Source organism: Paraburkholderia saeva (genome assembly GCF_907164555.1).
Taxonomy (GTDB): Bacteria; Pseudomonadota; Gammaproteobacteria; order Burkholderiales; family Burkholderiaceae; genus Paraburkholderia; species Paraburkholderia saeva.
The window spans coordinates 75528-93160 of sequence record NZ_CAJQZC010000016.1 but is presented as its reverse complement, the minus strand read 5'-3'; the positions used below and the strand labels follow the sequence as shown (position 1 = coordinate 93160).

Here is a 17633-nt window from a genome sequence, read left to right as displayed (position 1 = left end):
CTCGACGTTCAGGCCGTCTTGCGGGAAAAAATGTCCCGCAGCCAGTCGCGCAACACAGCCCAGGCAAACGCCAGACCGTTCAGTTCGGCTTGCGACTTGTCGCGCCCGGTCGCCGCGGGCGCAACGCCGGGATCGGACGACGGCATCGCGGTCTGCTCCGTCTGTGGCACCTGCAGCGTCTGCAGCCGCGCCGCGAAGTTCGCCACGAACTGCTTGAGCATCTGGTCCGCGACGGGCCCCATCAAACGTCCGCCAAGCGCGGCCGCCTTGCCGCTCATCGTCACCTCGCTCCTGCCGGTCAGCTCGCACGTCTCGCCGGCGGCCTGCACCGCGGCGACAAGATCCATCGATGCCGCCGAGCTGCCCGTCAGATCCGCGCCCTTGCCCACCAGATGCAGGCTGCGTGCAACAGCATCGAGATTCACCACCTCGATGTCGCCCTTGAACGACATCGTGGCGGGTCCGAGCCGCACGATAATCGTCCCCTTGTAATGGGTCGCGTCAATGCGTCCGGTAATCTGTGCGCCCGGCATGCAGCCGGCAACCGCCTCAATGTCTTGCATAAGCTGCCAGGCGCTATCCGCCGTGGCAGCGAGAGGAAACACTTTTTCCAGTACGACTTTCATCGAATCATCCCTGGCGTGTGCCTGGACGATGTGCGCCCAGACAGCGGTCTATGGCGCGCTATTACCTCGTCAACCCAAGCGAGCGGCTTTGCTGCCACACGCGGTAGGCGTTATGCGGCATGTTCATGTGCGTCACACCGAGATGCGCAAACGCATCGACCATCGCCGATGTGAAACATGGAATCGAGCCGACGTGCGGCGATTCGGCCACACCCTTCGCGCCGATCGGATGATGCGGCGATGGCGTGACCGTGAAATCAGTCTCCCAATGCGGGGTCTCCGCTGCCGTCGGCACGAAGTAATCCAGCAACGTGGCGCCCAGCAGATTGCCGGATTCGTCGTAAGGCATTTCCTGTCCCATCGCGACGGCGAAACCTTCCGTGAGGCCGCCGTGAATCTGTCCTTCGATGATCATCGGATTGATCCGCGTACCGCAATCGTCAAGCGCATAAAAGCGGCGCACGCGCGTTTCGCCCGTAAAGCGATTCACATCGAGCACGCAGACGTAAGCGCCAAACGGGAATGTGAAGTTGGGCGGATCGTAGTAGTCGACCGCTTCCAGCCCCATCTCCATGCCTTCGGGCACGTTGTTGTATGCGGCCCACGCGACTTCCTTGAGCGTTTTGAACTGCGCTGGCGAACCCTTCAGCACGAAACGGTCGAGGTCGAATTCGACGTCGTTCGGGCTGGCTTCGAGAAGATGCGCGGCAATCTGCCGGGCCTTCTCGCGAATCTTGCGCGACGCGCGCGCGACCGCCGCACCCGCCACAGGGGTAGAACGCGACCCATAAGTCCCGAGCCCGTACGGCGCCGTGGAGGTGTCGCCCTCCTCGACGGTTATTTTCGAAGCCGGGATACCTGCTTCCGACGCAATGATCTGGGCGTATGTCGTCTGATGCCCCTGCCCCTGCGTGATCGTTCCCATGCGCGCGATCGCGGAGCCGTCGGGATGCACGCGAATCTCGCATGAATCGAACATGCCGATGCCCAGGATGTCGCACATCTTCGAAGGTCCCGCGCCGACGATTTCCGTAAAGTTCACGACGCCGATGCCCATCAGCCACTCGGCGTTCGGGTCTGCCCGCCGCGCGGCCTGCTCTGCGCGCAGGGCCGGATAATCGACCGCGGCGAGCACTTTCTTCAGGGCAGGCTCATAGTCGCCCGAATCGTATTCGAGTCCAAGCGGGGTCGTGTACGGGAACTGCTCCTTGCGGATGAAATTGCGCAGGCGTATTTCGGCCTTGTCGATGCCGAGCTTCTGCGCCAGCACGTCGACCATCCGCTCGATCAGATAGACCGCTTCAGTCACCCTGAACGAGCAGCGGTACGCCACGCCACCGGGAAACTTGTTGGTGTACACACCGTCGACCGACACAAAGGCGTTCGGTATCGCATAGGATCCTGTACAGACATGAAACATGCCCGCTGGCCATTTGGTCGGGTCAGCGCACGCATCAAACGCACCGTGATCGGCCGTGACGTGTACGCGTAGTGCCTTGATGCGCCCATCGCGATCGGCCGCCAGTTCGCCTGTCATGTGATAGTCGCGCGCGAATGCCGTGGAACTCAGATTCTCGGAACGCGACTCGATCCACTTGACGGGCCGCCCCAGCACGATCGAAGCCACAATCGCCGTGACATAGCCCGGATATACGCCGACCTTGTTGCCGAAGCCGCCGCCAATGTCCGGCGAAATGATGCGGATCTTCGACTCCGGAATCGCCGACAGCAACCCGACCACCGTCCGCACGACATGCGGGGCCTGCGACGTGATATAGACCGTCAGATCGCCGCGTGCCTTGTCGAACGATGCGACGCATCCACAGGTTTCGAGCGGACACGGATGCACACGCGGATACAGCATCTGCTGTACAACGGTGACCTCGGCGTTGTCGAAGACACGATCCGTCCTGTCCTTGTCGCCGATATTCCAGGTGAAGATGTGATTGGGATGTTTTCGCGCACCATGCGCGCCCGTCTGCCTGTCGCGAATGTCTTCGCGGATCACGGGCGCATCGGGCGCCAGGGCCGCGAACGGATCGATCACCGCCGGCAATTCCTCGTACTCCACTTCCACGAGCTCCGCGGCGTCGGCGGCCACGTAGCGGTCGTCGGCGACGACAAAGGCGACCTCCTGATTCTGGAAGCAGACTTTTTCATCGGCGAGCACCGCCTGTACGTCGCCCGCAAGCGTCGGCATCCAGTGCAGCTTGAGCGGCTTCAGGTCATCGGCGGTCAGGACGGCATGCACGCCCGGATGCGCGAGTGCGCGGGACTTGTCGATGCGCTTCACGCGGGCGTGCGCGTAGGGACTGCGCACCATCACGCCGAACAACATGCCGGGCATCTTGACGTCGTCGACATAGGTGCCCTTGCCCTGAATGAAGCGGGGATCCTCGCGGCGTTTGCGGGAGCATCCCATCCCCTCCAGCGCGGCGAGACGATCGAGACTGGTGTCGAGATTTCCCATCACGTTTCTCCCGGGCGTCAGTGTGTATCCGCTGTCATCAACGGATGCGATGTTTCCACGGCCTCGCCGCGCAGCTTGCGCGCCGCGTACTGCACCGCCTTCACAATGTTCTGATACCCGGTGCATCGACACAGATTGCCCGCCATCCAGTAGCGGATTTCCTCCTCGTCCGGATCCGGATTTTCCTGCAGCAGACGCGAGGCACGCATCAGCATGCCGGGCGTACAGAAGCCGCACTGCAGACCGTGCTCCTGCATGAAGCCTTCCTGTAGCGCGTGAAGCTCGCCACCCTGGGCGAGACCTTCGACGGTCAGCACCTCCGCACCTTCGGCCTGGACCGTCAACATCGTGCAGGATTTGACAGACATACCGTCGAAATCGACCGTGCACGCGCCACAATGAGAGGTCTCGCAGCCAATATGCGGACCGGTATGCAGGCACTTTTCGCGCAGCGTATGGATCAGCAACTCGCGCGGCTCGACGACCACATCCGTTTCCTTGCCGTTCAGCCTGAACGACACCATGATCTTTTTGCTCATGCCGTGTTCTCCCGGAATCCGCTTCGAGACCCTCAGTGAGCTGCCCGCGAATATGCAGTCGCCAGCGCCCGTCGTGTCATTTCACCCGCCATCGCCGTCTTGTACTCCACGTCGCCGCGCAGGTCGGCCACGGGATCGCAAACCGCCATCGCAAGACGCGCCGCTTCGGCAATGGCCGACTCGTCGAGCGGCTTGCCGCGTAGCGCCTGCTCGGCGTCCGTTGCCCTCACCGCCGTCTGCGCGACGTTGGTCAATGCAATGCGAACGTCGCTAACCGTCCCGCCGCTCATGCGCAACGTCACGGCCGCGGCGGCTGTGGCGAAATCACCGGTTTTGCGCTTCAGTTTCGCGTAACAGGAACCGGCGCCGGCTTCCGGTATCGGAATACGGATTTCCGTCATGATCTCGCCAGGGTCAAGCGTGGTCATATAGGTGCCGAGAAAGAAACCGTCAGCGGGCACCACGCGCTCCCCGTGTTCACCCTGCAGGACGAAAACCGCGTTGAGCGCGATCATCAACGCGGGATGATCGTTACCCGGATCGCCGTGTGAAATGTCGCCGCCGATCGTGCCGCGGTAGCGTACCTGCGGGTCTGAAATCTGCCGCGCGCCTTCCACAACCAGCGGGCATCGGGTTTGCAGCAACGTAGACCAGATCAGTTCGTTCTCGGTCGTCATGGACCCGATGCGAATTTCCTTGCCCGCTTCGCGGATACCCTTCAATTCCGTCAGCTTGCCCAGATCGATCAGATGATCCGGCTCCGCAAAACGCAACTTCATCATCGGCAGCAGGCTATGGCCGCCCGCAAGAAGCTTCGCCGAGTCGCCGTGCTCGTTCAGCAGACCGATGGCGTCGGACAACGTGCGCGGAACGTGATATTCGAATGGACGAGGGATCACATGGGTCTCCTTTTTTTGTCATCCGATGGCGCAGAGGCGTCATCCGTTCGTGAATGAGCATTTCACAATCCGGCGCAACAATTCAATGTGATTTCCCGAACGGTGGCGCACGAGCGTCAAGTACCGGAAAACGGACACGAAAGTGGTCAAGCACCGGATACGGCGGGAACGGAGAGCTCGCCAGACACCGCCCGTATGGGAAGACAATTTCACGACGCGGCGCAGCATTTGCAAACCTCTTTCACGAATGGCGGGAAAACATGCGTGAACCGTCCGAAAGCTTGCGCGAAATCTGGAAACGACATACAAAGAGGAGACAAATCGCCTAAGAGCGTGGACGGCCCAATAAGGTCAGGAGACCCGGATGAAACCGTTAGAGACCGCCGCTCCGGCGGCATCGGAACCGCTACGTAACGAAACATTCCAGCACAAGCTGGAACAGTTCAATCCGGGAATGGTCTGGCTCGACGCCCAGGGTCTCGTGACTGCGTTCAATGACGTCGCCCTGCAGATTCTCGGGCCTGCCGGCGAACAGTCGCTTGGCGTCACCCAGGACAAACTGTTCGGCATCGACGTCGTTCAGCTGCATCCGGAAAAGAGCCGCGACAAGTTGCGCTTCCTGCTGCAATCGCACGATGCAGATGGCTGCCCTGTAAGGTCACCGCCACCGGTGGCGATGATGATCAACATCCCCGACCGTATCCTGATGATCAAGGTCTCGAAGATGTCCGGGACGGGTGGTGCTTGCGGGACGTGCATGATTTTCTACGACGTGACCGACCTCACCACCGAGCCATCCGGTAAACAGACCAGCGAACATGTCGTGCAGCCGCGCCGTCTCTTCAAGATCCCGGTTTACCGGAAGAATCGCGTGATCCTGATCGACCTGAAGGACGTCGTGCGCTTCCAGGGCGACGGTCACTACACGACGATCGTCACGAAGGATGATCGCTACCTGTCCAATCTCTCCCTGGCCGACCTCGAATTGCGGCTCGATAACAGCATCTATCTCCGCGTGCATCGCAGCCACATCGTGAGCCTTCCCTACGCGGTTGAACTGGTCAAATCGGACGAAAGCGTCAATCTTGTCATGGATGACGCAGAGCAGACGCAGGTGCCAGTCAGCCGGGCGAGAACGGCTCAGCTGAAGGAATTGCTTGGGGTGGTTTGAGCGAGTGCCGCCTCGCGGTCTGCGTGTGCGGATCGCAATCCGCCGACGCATGGGTAAGGACCCGCCGCCGTACGCTCCTTTTTGTGCGCAAAACGCGGCGGCGAAAAAGTGCGGGCTTTTTTGTGCGTCGAAAAGCTATCACCCCCATCGTCAGCATGGACTTCTTGAATATCGTATAATCACGATATATGATTCGTTCCGTAGCGATGCAACTGCCGGCATGCCCACATGCCGCGTCGGAACAAACGTTGATGAAGACCCACACCGCCCCGCAAAAGATCGATGTCGATGCAATCCACAAGGCGCTCGCCAATCCGTTGCGCCGGGAGATTCTCGGCTGGCTGAAAAATCCGTCCGAGCACTTTTCGGATCAGGATTTTCCGCTCGATTACGGCGTCTGCGCGGGCAAGTTCGAAGGACGTTGCGGCCTGTCCCAGTCGACTGTATCCGTGCACCTTGCCGCCTTGCAGCGCGCCGGGCTCGTCACGTCGAAGCGCGTGGGTCAATGGGTGTTCTTCAAACGCAATGAAGCGGTCATTCAGGCGTTTATCGAACACCTGAACGCCGAGTTCTGACGCCGCGCATATACGTCGCCGCGTTTCTATTTTTCATGCTGTCTCTTATCGGCGGGCGCCGGCCCGCCAGGAAAGGTGAACACTTATGCCGACTCTTTTCGATCCGATCCAGATTGGCGATCTCACACTGCGCAACCGCATCTTCATGGCACCGCTGACGCGTTCGCGTGCAGGCGACATCCGCGTTCCGAACGCACTGATGGCGAAGTATTACGCCGAGCGCGCGTCGGCTGGCCTGATCCTGAGCGAAGCGACGTCCGTCACGCCGCAGGGTCTCGGTTACGCCGCGACACCCGGCATCTGGTCGCAGGAACAGGTCGAGGGCTGGAAGCTCGTCACCGAGGCCGTCCACAAGGCTGGCGGCACGATTTTCCTGCAACTGTGGCACGTGGGGCGTGTGTCGGACCCGGTGTTCCTCGACGGCGATCTGCCCGTTGCACCAAGCGCGATCGCGCCGAAAGGCCATGTGAGCCTCGTGCGGCCGAAGCGCGAATACGTCACGCCGCGTGCGCTCGATCTCGCGGAAATTCCCGGCATCGTCGAAGCGTATCGCAAGGGCGCGGAGAACGCGAAAGCCGCTGGCTTTGACGGGGTCGAAGTGCACGGTGCGAACGGCTATCTGCTCGACCAGTTCCTGCAGGACAGCACAAACCAGCGCACGGACGCCTACGGCGGCTCGATCGAGAATCGTGCACGCCTCCTCCTCGAAGTGACGGACGCATGTATTGCTGTATGGGGCGCGAACCGCGTCGGCGTTCACCTTGCGCCGCGTCGCGACTCGCACTCGATGGGCGATTCCGATCCGGCCGGCACGTTCGGCTACGTGGCCCGCGAACTCGGCAGGCGCAAGATTGCATTTATCGCTTCGCGCGAGGCGCTGGGCGACGACCGCCTCGGCCCGCAACTGAAGAAGGAATTTGGCGGTACGTACGTCGCAAACGAACGGTTCACGAAGGAAAGCGCGCAACAGGTACTGGATGCAGGCGAAGCGGATGCCGTTGCATGGGGTCAGCTTTTCATCGCGAACCCGGATCTGCCACGCCGTTTTGCGCTCGACGCGCCGCTGAACATGCCGGTGCCGGAAACCTTCTACGCTGAAGGCGAAGCCGGTTACACAGACTATCCCGCACTCGAAGCCGTGAACGGTTAGTCTGCGCATCAAGGCAGGTTTGCAGTAACAGGCGCGGAGTGCGCGGGCGGGATCACACGGCCGTGCACTCCGCGCTTTTTTTGTCGTCTGCTTTTATCGCCCGCCCCTCACCAGCGCGGCGGAGCCAGAAAACCGTACGCGCACCGCGCGCGGGACTACACTGCTGGAATCTGAATTCCGCCTGACCGACATGGACCTGATGCATCTGCTACAGCTCGCGCTGCACTTCGACCAGCAGTTGGGCGGCTTGATCGAGCAGTACGGCACTGCTGTGTATGCCATGCTGTTTGCGATTGTTTTCGTTGAGATCGGGTTTTTGCCGCTCTTCTTTCTGCCCGGCGATCCGTTGATCTTTATCTGCGGCGCGTTCGCGGCGACACACGCGCTGAATGTATGGATCGTGATACCGGTGCTATTTGCAGCGACGGTCGCCGGCAGCATCGTCAACTATGCAACGGGCCGCGCAATCGGCGAGAAGGTCTATACCGCGAACATTCGCTGGATCGACAGGAACGCGCTGCGTAAGGCGCACCTGTTCTATGAAGCACGCGGCGGCATCACGTTTCTGCTATCGCCGTATATTGCGGTGGTACGTACCTTCGCGCCGTTCGTCGGCGGCGTGGCGCGCATGACGTTCGCGCGGTTCGTCGCCTTCGTCGTGCCGGGCGCGGCGATCTGGATCGTCTCGCTGGTCGCGGCGGGTTACGTATTTGGCAATGTGCCGCTCGTGCGCGATCATATGAGTTCGATCGTCCTGCTTGGCGTTGCTCTTGGCACAGGTTCGCTGTTACTGGGCGCGCTGTGGCGGTTTGTAAACGGCAAACGGCAACGCGTTTAAGCGGTTCTACGTTGTCTTTCACGCATGACGAAACACGTGGAGGTATCGCATGGCGCTCTCAGGCCTGCTCGTTTTCGGAATCACGCTGATGGTCGTGGCGAGTTCACCCGGACCAAGCGTTGCGGCGCTCGTTGCGCGCGTGCTCACGAACGGCTTTCGCGATGTGTTGCCGTTTCTGGCCGCGATGTGGATTGGCGAAGCATTGTGGCTCACGTGCGCGGTCGCGGGCCTCGCGGTGGTTGCGCACACATTCGGCATGCTGTTTATCGCGCTGAAATTTGTCGGCGTCATCTACCTGCTTTTTCTTGCATGGAAGATGTGGTTTGCGCCTGCCGACGTGCAGCAGGATGCGCTGCCGGGTAACCGGTCACCGTGGCGCATGTTCATCGCGGGATTGATGGTCACCCTCGGTAACCCGAAGATCATGGTTTTCTATCTCGCGCTATTGCCGACGATCGTCGACCTTTCGCGCGTCGGCGTCCTTGCCTGGTTCGAGCTGACGATGACGATGCTGGTCGTTCTCGTAACCGCCGACCTGGTGTGGGCGCTCCTCGCCGTGCGTGCGCGCCGGCTCCTGACGAGCCCGCGCGCCGTGGGCATCGCAAATCGCAGCAGCGCGGCGATGATGGCCGGCGCCGCCGCAGTTATCGCAACCCGTCAGGCATGACAGATCGCAAGCGTGCGTGCGTTCGGGGCCAGCCTTGCTTGACAGAAAGGCCTCGCCCACTCCACGCGTCACACCCAGCCGTCGATCTTCAGCCCGCTCGCCTGCTCCGCGTCCTCACGCGTGACCTTGCGTACGGTCTGCCCGAAGCTCCATACATGCCCTTCCGGATCGCGCGCGGCATACACGCGGTCGCCGTAAAACTGGTCCTCCGGTTCGCGCACGATCACCGCGCCGGCTGACCGTGCCCGTTCGCAATGCGCGTCGAGGCCGGACTCCAGGTGCACATGCAGGCATTGCGTGTTCTTGCCGCCAGTCGATGCAGGGCTCGATGTGTAATCGGCCCATTCGCTGCCGATCATCAGATAGCTGTCGCCAAAGCGCATTTCCGAATGCGCGAGGCGCCCTTCGTTGTCCGTGATGACCATCTTGCGCTCAAATCCAAACGCCTTCTCCAGCCGTTCGAGCGCAACCAAAGGATCCTTGTAGAAGAGCGCCGCGCCCAGTGAAGGACGGCGAAACGGATCATCCATGTGTCCCTGCACAATAGACTCCAAAAAAACGCGCAAAAGACTCGAAAAGATACGGCCAGGGGTGGCCAATAGAAACAAAAAAAAAATGAAAACTCTTTGTAAGCTTGCGCTATCCGTCTATTAATTAGTAGCGCGACACGTCGCCTGCCGAGGCTGTACCAATACTACTCTTACCGGCGAGTTCTTCGCGGTGAACCACAAGGGGAATATGACGGTTCCCCAAATGACTTCCGCCTGACAGGAGTTCTCTTTTGAGGTTTGTTTGACGGGTTTTGTCGCACTAACGCGGTCGGCTATGATGTGCTGGACAAGCTGAACGACAGAACCCCGATGACGACTTTGAATCCGGCGATGGCCCGAGTGCTCAAACGCCTGCATTATCCGCTCGATGTGATCATCACGTGCGTGCGCTGGTACGTGGCCTATCCGTTGAGTCTGCGGCACCTCGAAGAAATGATGGCTGAGCGCGGCATTTCGGTCGATCACTCGACCGTACACCGCTGGGCCATCAAACTGCCCGGTACTGGAGAAAGCGTTCCACCGCCGCAAACGCCCAGTAGGAAAGAGCTGGCGCGTCGACGAAACGTACATCAAGGTCAAAGGGCAATGGAAGTATTTGTACCGCGCCGTCGACAAGGCGGGCAAGACCATCGATTTCCTGCTACGCGCCCATCGTGACAAGGCTGCCGCCCTGCGCTACCTCGAGAGATCGATCGCCCGGAACGGCGAACCCGACACCGTCACGATCGACAGGAGCGGCGCCAATCTGGCCGCCCTCGAAGCTCTCAACGCCGGGCGTGAAGAGCCAATCAAAATCTGCCAGAACAAGTATCTGAACAATGTGATTGAGCAGGATCACCGCGCAATCAAGCGTCGCACTCGACCGATGCCAGGCTTCAAGTCATTTCGCTGCGCCCGAATTTTGCTCGCCGGCATCGAGATGATGCACATGATCGCCAAAGGTCAAATGGAAGACGGCGCTATTGACCAGACTCGCGCCGACCAATTCTACTCGCTGTCTTCATACGCATTCCTTATTATTTAGATCATCTTCACTCCGTAATCCTTATCGCGACAATACCTTGCGACGCCCGCCCACAAAGCCCGCCTGCTCCCTTGTCCTCGTCGGCGCGCCGCCCGCCCCGGGGTACATAAGTGGTCGGTGTCAGAACCGCTTTCGGATGCCAATCATGGCAGCGGTCGTATCGACACCTGGCGCAACAGGCTGCCCGTACTCGATCGACTGGTTCATCTTTCCCTTGTTATCCACATAGCCTACCTGCGCATACAAGGTGGTGGACTTGGAAAGACTGTAGTCTGTGCCAAGCACAAATTCGGTCGATTTGTTTGCCGAGTTGTTCTCATCCTTGATGTAGTACACGCCGCTTGTCAGTTCGAAAGCCGGCGTGAAGCGATAGCCGAAGCCGCCCGAGATCATGTCGAAATTGGTGGTCTTCGAATGGGCAGGATTGCGGCCGTTGCTAAACGACGTGCTAAAAGAAAAGCCGTTGATGGTGTATAGCGCGCCAGCGTAGTAGAACCGATTGTTGTTCAGCCCCGTCGCTACGCTGGTTGGAGTCGGATTAGTGTCGTGTCCGTTGTAATAGGCGGCGCCGAGTTTCAGTCCGTAGTTGTCGTACTGCAATACGGCGGACTCGCGCGTTCCGCCTTGCGCCTGACCCGCCACGCCACCCGGTGCGAATTCCAGGCTGGCGGTGACGCCGCCGAAGTTCGGCGAAGCATACACGTACAGACAAACTGACAGGTTGATGGTCCAGCCAATTACCAAAGTCAAGCTACTGGAACGGCTTGGCTGTGTGAGGAAACTAGTGAGATGCGTTAGCGCGTGAACGATACTAAGACACATTCCCGCGACAAACAGCGGGAGCGCAGACCGTCGCAACGCAAACAACGAGAACGCGCCGGATAAGCGGAGTGCCAGAATCAGTCCGGTCAACACCCATCCGAGTGACGTTAGTCCCTCGACCGCAGCGCGCGCATGCGGCGAAACGGAAGCCGTATGTAATACCAAAAGAAGGCCGCCGGCGCCGACGGTGATACGCACGAGGTAATAAAGGAAGACGAGCCAAACGAGTTTTGGACGACTGCGTTTTTTTATGACCATAGCGCCAGTTTATTTAAGGACTGTTACGGTGTTCTTCTCGACTCGGGCCTACTTAACGACGCTGAGTAAAACGTCTCTATAGTGCAAGCGCGCGATATAGATCACAACTTGCGAGAATCCGAATCCGCCGAGCCCGCCGCCGATCATCGCCCCGAAGAACTGATGCTCAACAACGGCCCCGAACCGATTACCCAAACCACCGCGTAAAGCGCAGGCGAGTAGTCCAACCGAAGTCTGCCAGTGATTAAACGTCCGGTGATAGGCACGCCTCCAGACTTTACGTCGCTCCCGCGCCGGCAGATCCCGGAGTTCCGGAATATTGTTCAAAGTCCAAAAGATCGCCATAGCGAATCTCCCACCTATATTGGGCAATATTTCTGGCCGAGCGATGCTCACTGGCAATTTTACTTTTGCCGTGCAAGGCACCGCAAGAACTACAGCGAGTCCGAAGGACAGATAGTCAATCATCTTGCTCCAATCTCGACGTGCATCTGGTCGTCAACAACTACGCGACACACAAGCATCCGAGGGTCAGGGCGTGGCTCGCCAGGCATACGCGCTACCACATGCACTTCACGCCGACCTACTCGAGCTGGCTGAATCAGGTTGAACGCTGGTTTGGCCTGATTACGCAGCAGGCGATCCGCCGCGGGTCATTCAGAAACGTGCGCCAGCTCATTGCCAGTATCGAGCGTTATACCGAGCAGTACAACCAGCACAAGCGGCCGTTCGTATGGACCGCAACAGCCGATTCCATTCTCCAGAAAGTGGCCCGGCTATGCAAAGTTATTTCTGGGACGGAACACTAGGTGACTTGCCTGCAGCATTGCGATGGAATGGAAACGCGCGCAAACCAGCGCAGGTCAGTTGCCACCGCGATACAGCGTGCCGTCCAGGTACGCCAGCTGACCGCTCTTTTCGGCCTGTACGAGTTCGGCCTTCACTTCGGCACGCGTGCGCGAATGCGTTGGGGCCTGATCCACGCGGATCGTGGCTGGGTTTGCCATGCCGGCCACGCTGGAATCAGCGGCGTAAGCAGCGGAAACAGCAAGGGCGACTGCGATGATGAAGGTCTTCATGATGCTCTCCTGAAACGAGATGATTAAGAGAGAACATCCGGTATCAAACATTCCAAAAGCGGTGCGGGTTCGATCCGGCGTTGATGCATTAAAACGCGCCGATGTATCCGGCCTGTGTCTCGAAACGCGGGATTTGCAAGGTTGTGTATCGCGCCGCGCGGCCGGTACATTGCGATACAAATCCCCGGCCGCAGCGCCGCGTCAGCCGAACGTGAACGCGTATGCGTTGACGCCCGGATCGAGAAATTCAATGGCGAACGTCCGGTCCTGGATATCACCCGGCTGGCGTACGAGTTGATAGAGACGCTGACCGTCGATCGTGCCGCTGCCATCCGCCGCGACGTCGGAGCCATGCGCGGCTCCCGGCGGCGCGCCGTCGATCGTCACGCGAAACCGCACCGGCCTCGCGCCGGGTTGCGTTCCGAGCACGAGGTGCAGGTCACGCGCGTGAAAGCGGTACACGATCTTTCCGTGAGCAGCCCCGAGCGTTGCGTACTCGGCGCCGATGTTCCAGCTGCCGGCGAGACCCCAGTTGTTGAGCGCAATGTTTGAAGGCGTGGAGTAGGTTCGCGGACTGTTTTCGAGCACGCCTTCAGGCGACACGAAGCCTTCTGCCTGGCTAAAACCGATATAGGTTTCGCCCGAGCGCACGTCCTTCATGTCCGACGCCATCTGTGTACCGCTTCCTTCGATTTTTAGCTGCGCGGTCACGGGCTTCGTCTGTCCGCCTCCGGGCAGCAGTTGCTGGATCACCTGTTCGGACCTGCCGTATCCGCCCTCTCCAAACTGGTGATACCGGATGCGCCCTTCCCCGTCGACGATATAGAGCGCCGGCCAGTACTGGTTGCCGAGGCTACGCCAGATCGCGAAATTGTTGTCGACCGCCACCGGATAGTCGACACCGAGATCGTGCGTCGCGCGTTTGACGTTGCCGATATCGCGTTCGAACGCGAACTCAGGCGCATGGACACCGATCACCACGAGACCCCTGTCGCGATACTGCTTCGACCACGCCTTCACGTAAGGCAATGTGCGCAGGCAGTTGATGCAGGAATAGGTCCACACATCAACGACGACAACCTTGCCGCGCAGCTGTTCGGCAGTCAGTGGCGGCGAATTGATCCATTCGACCGCGCCGGACAGTGACGGCAGGCGCCCTTCGACGGGCAACGGCACGTCGTGGGTCGACGCGGCAATACGCCGGATGAAACCGCCGCGCGTCGCACTGAACGCGTGCATCGCGCCCGCGAGTTTCTGTGCGCCGTCGCGTACGCCATCCGCGCCCTTCGCCGGAGCCGCGCCGCCCGAAAATCGTTCGACGAGCTTCGCTTCGAGACCACCAGCAGGAGACTGCGAAAGGCCCGCGAGGACGGTCGTGCCGGCACCTGTCGCAATGGCCGCCACGCCGCACAGAATCGTCGCGCCGATTGCGCGGCGGATCCATTCGCCCACACCGAGCGAGCGCTTCATTGCCGCGAGCACGCGGCCGCCGACAAAAAGCGCAATCGCGAGCGAAGTGGCCGCGCCCGCCGCATAGCTCAGCAGCAGCCACGTCGTACCGGCGTTTGCGCCATGCAGCGCGGCGCCGGTGAGCACGAGACCGAGGATCGGGCCCGCGCACGGCGCCCAGAGTAACCCCGTCGCCACGCCGAGCAACACGGACGAAACGATACGGGGCTTGCCGCCCTGTCCCTCTGCAATGAGCGTCAGCCGGCTTCCCGCGCTCACCAGCGGACGCATCAAACGGTCGGCGAGCGCAGGCAGTAACAGCGTCAATCCGAATACGCCAAAGAGGGCGAGCGCGACCCAGCGCCCGGACTGATTCACCTGGGTTGCCCAGTTGCCGCCAGTCGCGGCGAGGCTTGCAACGGCTGCGAACGTCAAGGCCATCCCGGCCAGAAGCGGCAAACCGCTGCGTACAAACGACTGATCGGAGCGCGAAAACACGAGCGGAAGCACGGGTAAGATACAAGGGCTCAAAATGGTGAGCGCGCCCCCTGAAAAAGCCAGGATAGTCAGTAACATGTGATGATCTCCTTTGCTGACGGTCCGCCTTGATACGTTGCCGGTCACGGGCCGGCCCAAAGCGTCGATGACCCGATTGGACCGCGCCGACGTATCGGGCTTGTGTCGCGCGGGGGGAAAAATGCAATGTTGTGTATCGTGTTCAACCACAGATACATTGCGATACAAACATCGCCGTTTTTCCGGCTATAAAGCAGACTCCAAACGTCGAGGAGCGCCTTATGTCATCTGAAAAGCTCAAGGGATCGTGTCATTGCGGCACGGTGAAATTCGAAGTGCAGACACCGGTGACGCCGGCCATGCGATGCAACTGCAGCCTGTGTCGCCGCAAGGGTGCGCTGATGTCGCCTTCGTTCGCCGCGGACGCGCTCGAAATCACCAGCGGCAAGGAAGCGCTGACGCTCTATCAGTTCAACACGAAAGTGGCGAAGCATTACTTCTGCAAACACTGCGGCATCTACACGTTTCATCAAACGCGCACGAACCCCACGCTGTGGAGAGTGAATCTGGGCTGCATCGAGGGCGTCGATGTGTACGCGCTCGAATCGTCCGTTGGCGACGGAGCGAGTCTCTCCGTTGTGGAGGCCGCATGAAACGTATCGTCGCCATGCTCGTGTTTCTGACGGGCGGCATCGGGTTCGAATTAAGCACGCCCTTTAGCTGCTCACTGATCCACACCAGCCGTCCGACTGAAAAACGCCGGACCTACTGATCCAGACAATGGAAAAGCCCGACCATATTCTGATCGTCGACGACGACCGCGAGATCCGCGAGCTGCTCGGCAGCTATCTGACAAAGAATGGCCTGCGTGCATCACTTGCATCCAGTGGCCGGCAGATGCGTGCGCTGCTCGAAGAGGAAACACCTGATCTCATCGTGCTCGACCTGATGTTGCCGGGCGAAGACGGTCTCGTGATCTGCCGCGAACTGCGCGCGGGACCGTTCCGTACGGTGCCTGTCCTGATGCTGACCGCGCTCGGCGAAGAAGCCGACCGCATCGTAGGTCTCGAGATGGGCGCCGACGATTACCTCGTCAAGCCGTTCGCCGCGCGTGAGCTTCTGGCCCGCGTGCGGGCCGTATTGCGGCGCGCGCGTATGTTGCCGCCCAACATGCAGGCTGGCGAGTCGGCGCAGTTCCTGCACTTCGGAGAATGGCGGCTGGATACCACGGCGCGCCATCTGCTCGATGCGAACGGCACGATGGTCGCGCTAAGCGGCGGCGAATATCGCCTGCTGCGCGTGTTCCTCGATCATCCGCAAAGAGTGCTCACGCGCGACCAGTTGCTCAACCTCACGCAGGGGCGCCGCCCCGATCCGTTCGATCGCTCGATCGACCTGCTCGTCAGCCGGCTGCGTCAACGTCTTGGCGACGGCGCCCGTGAACCGCGCTACATCAAGACATTGCGCAGCGAAGGCTACGTGCTGTCGGTGGCGGTGACCACGCAGGGGTCCACCGAATGATGTCTGCACGCTGGACGCGGTGGCCGCGCTCCCTTTTTGCGCAGCTGACCCTGATCCTTTTTCTTGGCCTGCTGGTTGCGCAGGCGCTGTCGTTTTCGCTGACGCTTTACGAACGCGACGACGCGTTCTCCACGATGATGACGGGATACGTCGATCATGAGGTCTCCATTTCCGTCGCCTTCCTGGATCACCTGCCTGCCAGTGAACGTGCGCAGTGGCTGGCGCAGCTTGCGCGCCGCTCCTATAGCTTTATCCTGGGGCCAGGCGTCAGCGGACCGCCGCCCACAGACGGGCGGGCCACGAACGTCGCCGCGGCGATCACGCGAGGCCTGGAACAGCGCTATCCGTTGACGGTCAACGCCGTGCCCGACCGTCAGGAGCATCTGCAGATGCATCTGCGCTTAAGCGACGGTTCACCGCTGACGATCGACATCCGGCCACAACCCGCGATACCCGTTTCGCCCTGGTTGCCCTTGTCGATGCTGGGCCAATGGATTGCGCTCGGCGTGTGCACGTGGCTCGCCGTGCGCATCGCAACGCGGCCGCTCAAGGACCTGGCGCAGGCGGCAGACACGCTTGGGCCCGATATGAAAACGACGCGCCTCGCCGAAGGCGGCCCGACCGAAGTCGCGCACGCGGCCAAGGCCTTTAACGCAATGCAGGACCGTATTTCGACCTACATGACCGAGCGGATCCAGATACTGGCCGCGATCTCGCACGACCTGCAGACGCCGATTACCCGCATGCGTCTGCGCGCCGACCTGATGGACGACACCGAGCAACAGGGCAAATTCCAGCAGGACCTGAAAGAGATGGAAGCGCTCGTGCGCGAAGGCGTCACCTATGCGCGGACCTTGCATGGCGCCGCGGAAGCGCCGCGCCGCATCGATCCCGACGCGCTGCTCGAAAGCATGGTGTCCGACTATCTGGATGCCGGCCAGACTGTGACGCTGCAAGGCCGGATCGGCACATCGCTGCTCGCCCGGCCGCAGGCACTGCACCGCATCCTTGGCAATCTCGTCGACAACGCGCTGAAATATTCGGGCGCAAGCGACATCGTGATCGACGCGTCCCGCCCGGACGAAGTCACGATTTCGGTTCTGGATCGCGGGCCGGGCATACCCGACGATGAAATCGAAGCAGTCTTTCAACCGTTCTATCGGGTCGAGGCTTCGCGCAACCGCGATTCCGGCGGGACGGGTCTCGGTCTTGCCATCGCGCGTCAACTGGCGCTCGCGATGAACGCCATCCTCTCGCTTCAAAATCGCGCAGGCGGAGGTCTTGAGGCGCGTCTGACGCTGCCGCGACAATAACGCTGCAAGCGCGCTGGAGGGCCCGGTCGAACACGCTCCACAACGTCGGCAAGCACACATTCAAAAAGCGTGTTTACCCCGACGACAGGATGGAAAAGCGTCTCCATAACTGGATTACGCCGTGTTATTGTTTTGGTAAGGGTTCGCGTACCCGCGAGCCGTATT

Annotated in this window: 20 protein-coding genes; 11 read left to right on the top strand and 9 right to left on the bottom strand. The window is 60.6% G+C overall.

Features of this window, described 5'->3' with window-relative positions; genetic code table 11:
• Positions 1-8: 8 nt before the first annotated feature.
• The 4 genes from LPA36_RS27970 to LPA36_RS27955 all read right to left on the bottom strand — a co-directional run bounded on the left by LPA36_RS27970 (position 9) and on the right by LPA36_RS27955 (position 4534).
• Positions 9-626: an SRPBCC family protein gene (locus LPA36_RS27970; RefSeq protein ID WP_267478603.1), complete on the bottom strand. Its 618-nt coding sequence runs from the start codon at positions 624-626 to the stop codon at positions 9-11.
• 61 nt (positions 627-687) lie between these two features.
• On the bottom strand, positions 688-3096 hold the full coding sequence (locus tag LPA36_RS27965; RefSeq protein ID WP_228883749.1) for an aerobic carbon-monoxide dehydrogenase large subunit: 2409 nt from the start codon (positions 3094-3096) through the stop codon (positions 688-690).
• A gap of 17 nt (positions 3097-3113) precedes the next feature.
• Positions 3114-3635 carry a (2Fe-2S)-binding protein gene (locus LPA36_RS27960; protein WP_228883748.1) on the bottom strand — a complete coding sequence of 174 codons (522 nt, stop codon included), beginning with the start codon at positions 3633-3635 and terminating at the stop codon, positions 3114-3116.
• A 32-nt stretch (positions 3636-3667) separates the two neighbouring features.
• Positions 3668-4534, bottom strand: a complete 867-nt coding sequence (locus LPA36_RS27955) for an FAD binding domain-containing protein (RefSeq protein WP_228883747.1) — start codon at positions 4532-4534, stop codon at positions 3668-3670.
• A 364-nt stretch (positions 4535-4898) separates the two neighbouring features.
• On the opposite strand from LPA36_RS27955, the gene LPA36_RS27950 reads away from it, so the two are divergent.
• From LPA36_RS27950 to LPA36_RS27930, 5 genes are all read left to right on the top strand, one after another.
• Positions 4899-5705: a LytTR family DNA-binding domain-containing protein gene (locus tag LPA36_RS27950; protein WP_228883746.1), complete on the top strand. Its 807-nt coding sequence runs from the start codon at positions 4899-4901 to the stop codon at positions 5703-5705.
• 251 nt (positions 5706-5956) lie between these two features.
• Positions 5957-6280 carry an ArsR/SmtB family transcription factor gene (locus LPA36_RS27945; protein WP_228883745.1) on the top strand — a complete coding sequence of 108 codons (324 nt, stop codon included), beginning with the start codon at positions 5957-5959 and terminating at the stop codon, positions 6278-6280.
• A gap of 85 nt (positions 6281-6365) precedes the next feature.
• Positions 6366-7430, top strand: a complete 1065-nt coding sequence (locus tag LPA36_RS27940; protein ID WP_228883744.1) for an alkene reductase — start codon at positions 6366-6368, stop codon at positions 7428-7430.
• A gap of 190 nt (positions 7431-7620) precedes the next feature.
• On the top strand, positions 7621-8268 hold the full coding sequence (locus LPA36_RS27935; RefSeq protein ID WP_228883743.1) for a VTT domain-containing protein: 648 nt from the start codon (positions 7621-7623) through the stop codon (positions 8266-8268).
• Between the two features lie 49 nt (positions 8269-8317).
• Complete coding sequence (locus LPA36_RS27930) at positions 8318-8935, top strand: LysE family translocator (protein ID WP_228883742.1); 618 nt, start codon at positions 8318-8320, stop codon at positions 8933-8935.
• A gap of 68 nt (positions 8936-9003) precedes the next feature.
• On the opposite strand, the gene LPA36_RS27925 is transcribed toward LPA36_RS27930, so the two are convergent.
• Positions 9004-9465 carry a VOC family protein gene (locus LPA36_RS27925; protein ID WP_228883741.1) on the bottom strand — a complete coding sequence of 154 codons (462 nt, stop codon included), beginning with the start codon at positions 9463-9465 and terminating at the stop codon, positions 9004-9006.
• Between the two features lie 330 nt (positions 9466-9795).
• Here LPA36_RS27925 and LPA36_RS27920 point away from each other — a divergent pair.
• Positions 9796-10510, top strand: a protein-coding gene (locus tag LPA36_RS27920) for an IS6 family transposase (protein ID WP_228883766.1) whose coding sequence is annotated in 2 segments (ribosomal slippage) — positions 9796-9983 and positions 9982-10510 — 717 coding nt in all. Because the reading frame shifts where the segments join, the coding sequence is not laid out codon by codon here.
• A gap of 120 nt (positions 10511-10630) precedes the next feature.
• Here LPA36_RS27920 and LPA36_RS27915 read toward each other — a convergent pair.
• Together LPA36_RS27915 and LPA36_RS27910 are read right to left on the bottom strand one after the other, a co-directional pair.
• Entirely contained in the window at positions 10631-11590 is a 960-nt protein-coding gene (locus LPA36_RS27915; protein WP_228883740.1) for a porin, read from the bottom strand.
• Positions 11591-11638: 48 nt separating this feature from the next.
• On the bottom strand, positions 11639-12058 hold the full coding sequence (locus LPA36_RS27910) for a hypothetical protein (RefSeq protein WP_228883768.1): 420 nt from the start codon (positions 12056-12058) through the stop codon (positions 11639-11641).
• A 17-nt stretch (positions 12059-12075) separates the two neighbouring features.
• On the opposite strand from LPA36_RS27910, the gene LPA36_RS27905 reads away from it, so the two are divergent.
• Positions 12076-12399: a transposase gene (locus LPA36_RS27905; protein ID WP_407674349.1), complete on the top strand. Its 324-nt coding sequence runs from the start codon at positions 12076-12078 to the stop codon at positions 12397-12399.
• A gap of 54 nt (positions 12400-12453) precedes the next feature.
• On the opposite strand, the gene LPA36_RS27900 is transcribed toward LPA36_RS27905, so the two are convergent.
• Both LPA36_RS27900 and LPA36_RS27895 read right to left on the bottom strand, forming a co-directional pair.
• Positions 12454-12669 carry a DUF4148 domain-containing protein gene (locus LPA36_RS27900; protein WP_228883739.1) on the bottom strand — a complete coding sequence of 72 codons (216 nt, stop codon included), beginning with the start codon at positions 12667-12669 and terminating at the stop codon, positions 12454-12456.
• 201 nt (positions 12670-12870) lie between these two features.
• The gene (locus tag LPA36_RS27895) at positions 12871-14694 is read right to left on the bottom strand and encodes a cytochrome c biogenesis protein DipZ (protein ID WP_228883738.1); all 1824 of its coding nucleotides are present in this window, start codon (positions 14692-14694) and stop codon (positions 12871-12873) included.
• A gap of 221 nt (positions 14695-14915) precedes the next feature.
• Here LPA36_RS27895 and LPA36_RS27890 point away from each other — a divergent pair, with 221 nt between their 5' ends.
• Genes LPA36_RS27890 through LPA36_RS27880 form a run of 4 tightly spaced genes read left to right on the top strand, consistent with a single transcriptional unit; the run spans position 14916 to position 17468 of the window.
• Positions 14916-15287 (top strand): GFA family protein, encoded by a 372-nt coding sequence (locus tag LPA36_RS27890; RefSeq protein ID WP_228883737.1) that lies wholly within the window; start codon positions 14916-14918, stop codon positions 15285-15287.
• Complete coding sequence (locus LPA36_RS29480; RefSeq protein WP_267478612.1) at positions 15284-15406, top strand: hypothetical protein; 123 nt, start codon at positions 15284-15286, stop codon at positions 15404-15406. The genes LPA36_RS27890 and LPA36_RS29480 overlap by 4 nt, the downstream gene beginning before the upstream one ends.
• Positions 15407-15414: 8 nt before the next feature.
• On the top strand, positions 15415-16155 hold the full coding sequence (locus LPA36_RS27885; protein WP_228883736.1) for a response regulator: 741 nt from the start codon (positions 15415-15417) through the stop codon (positions 16153-16155).
• The gene (locus LPA36_RS27880) at positions 16152-17468 is read left to right on the top strand and encodes a HAMP domain-containing sensor histidine kinase (RefSeq protein ID WP_228883735.1); all 1317 of its coding nucleotides are present in this window, start codon (positions 16152-16154) and stop codon (positions 17466-17468) included. The genes LPA36_RS27885 and LPA36_RS27880 overlap by 4 nt, the downstream gene beginning before the upstream one ends.
• Positions 17469-17633 lie beyond the last annotated feature (165 nt).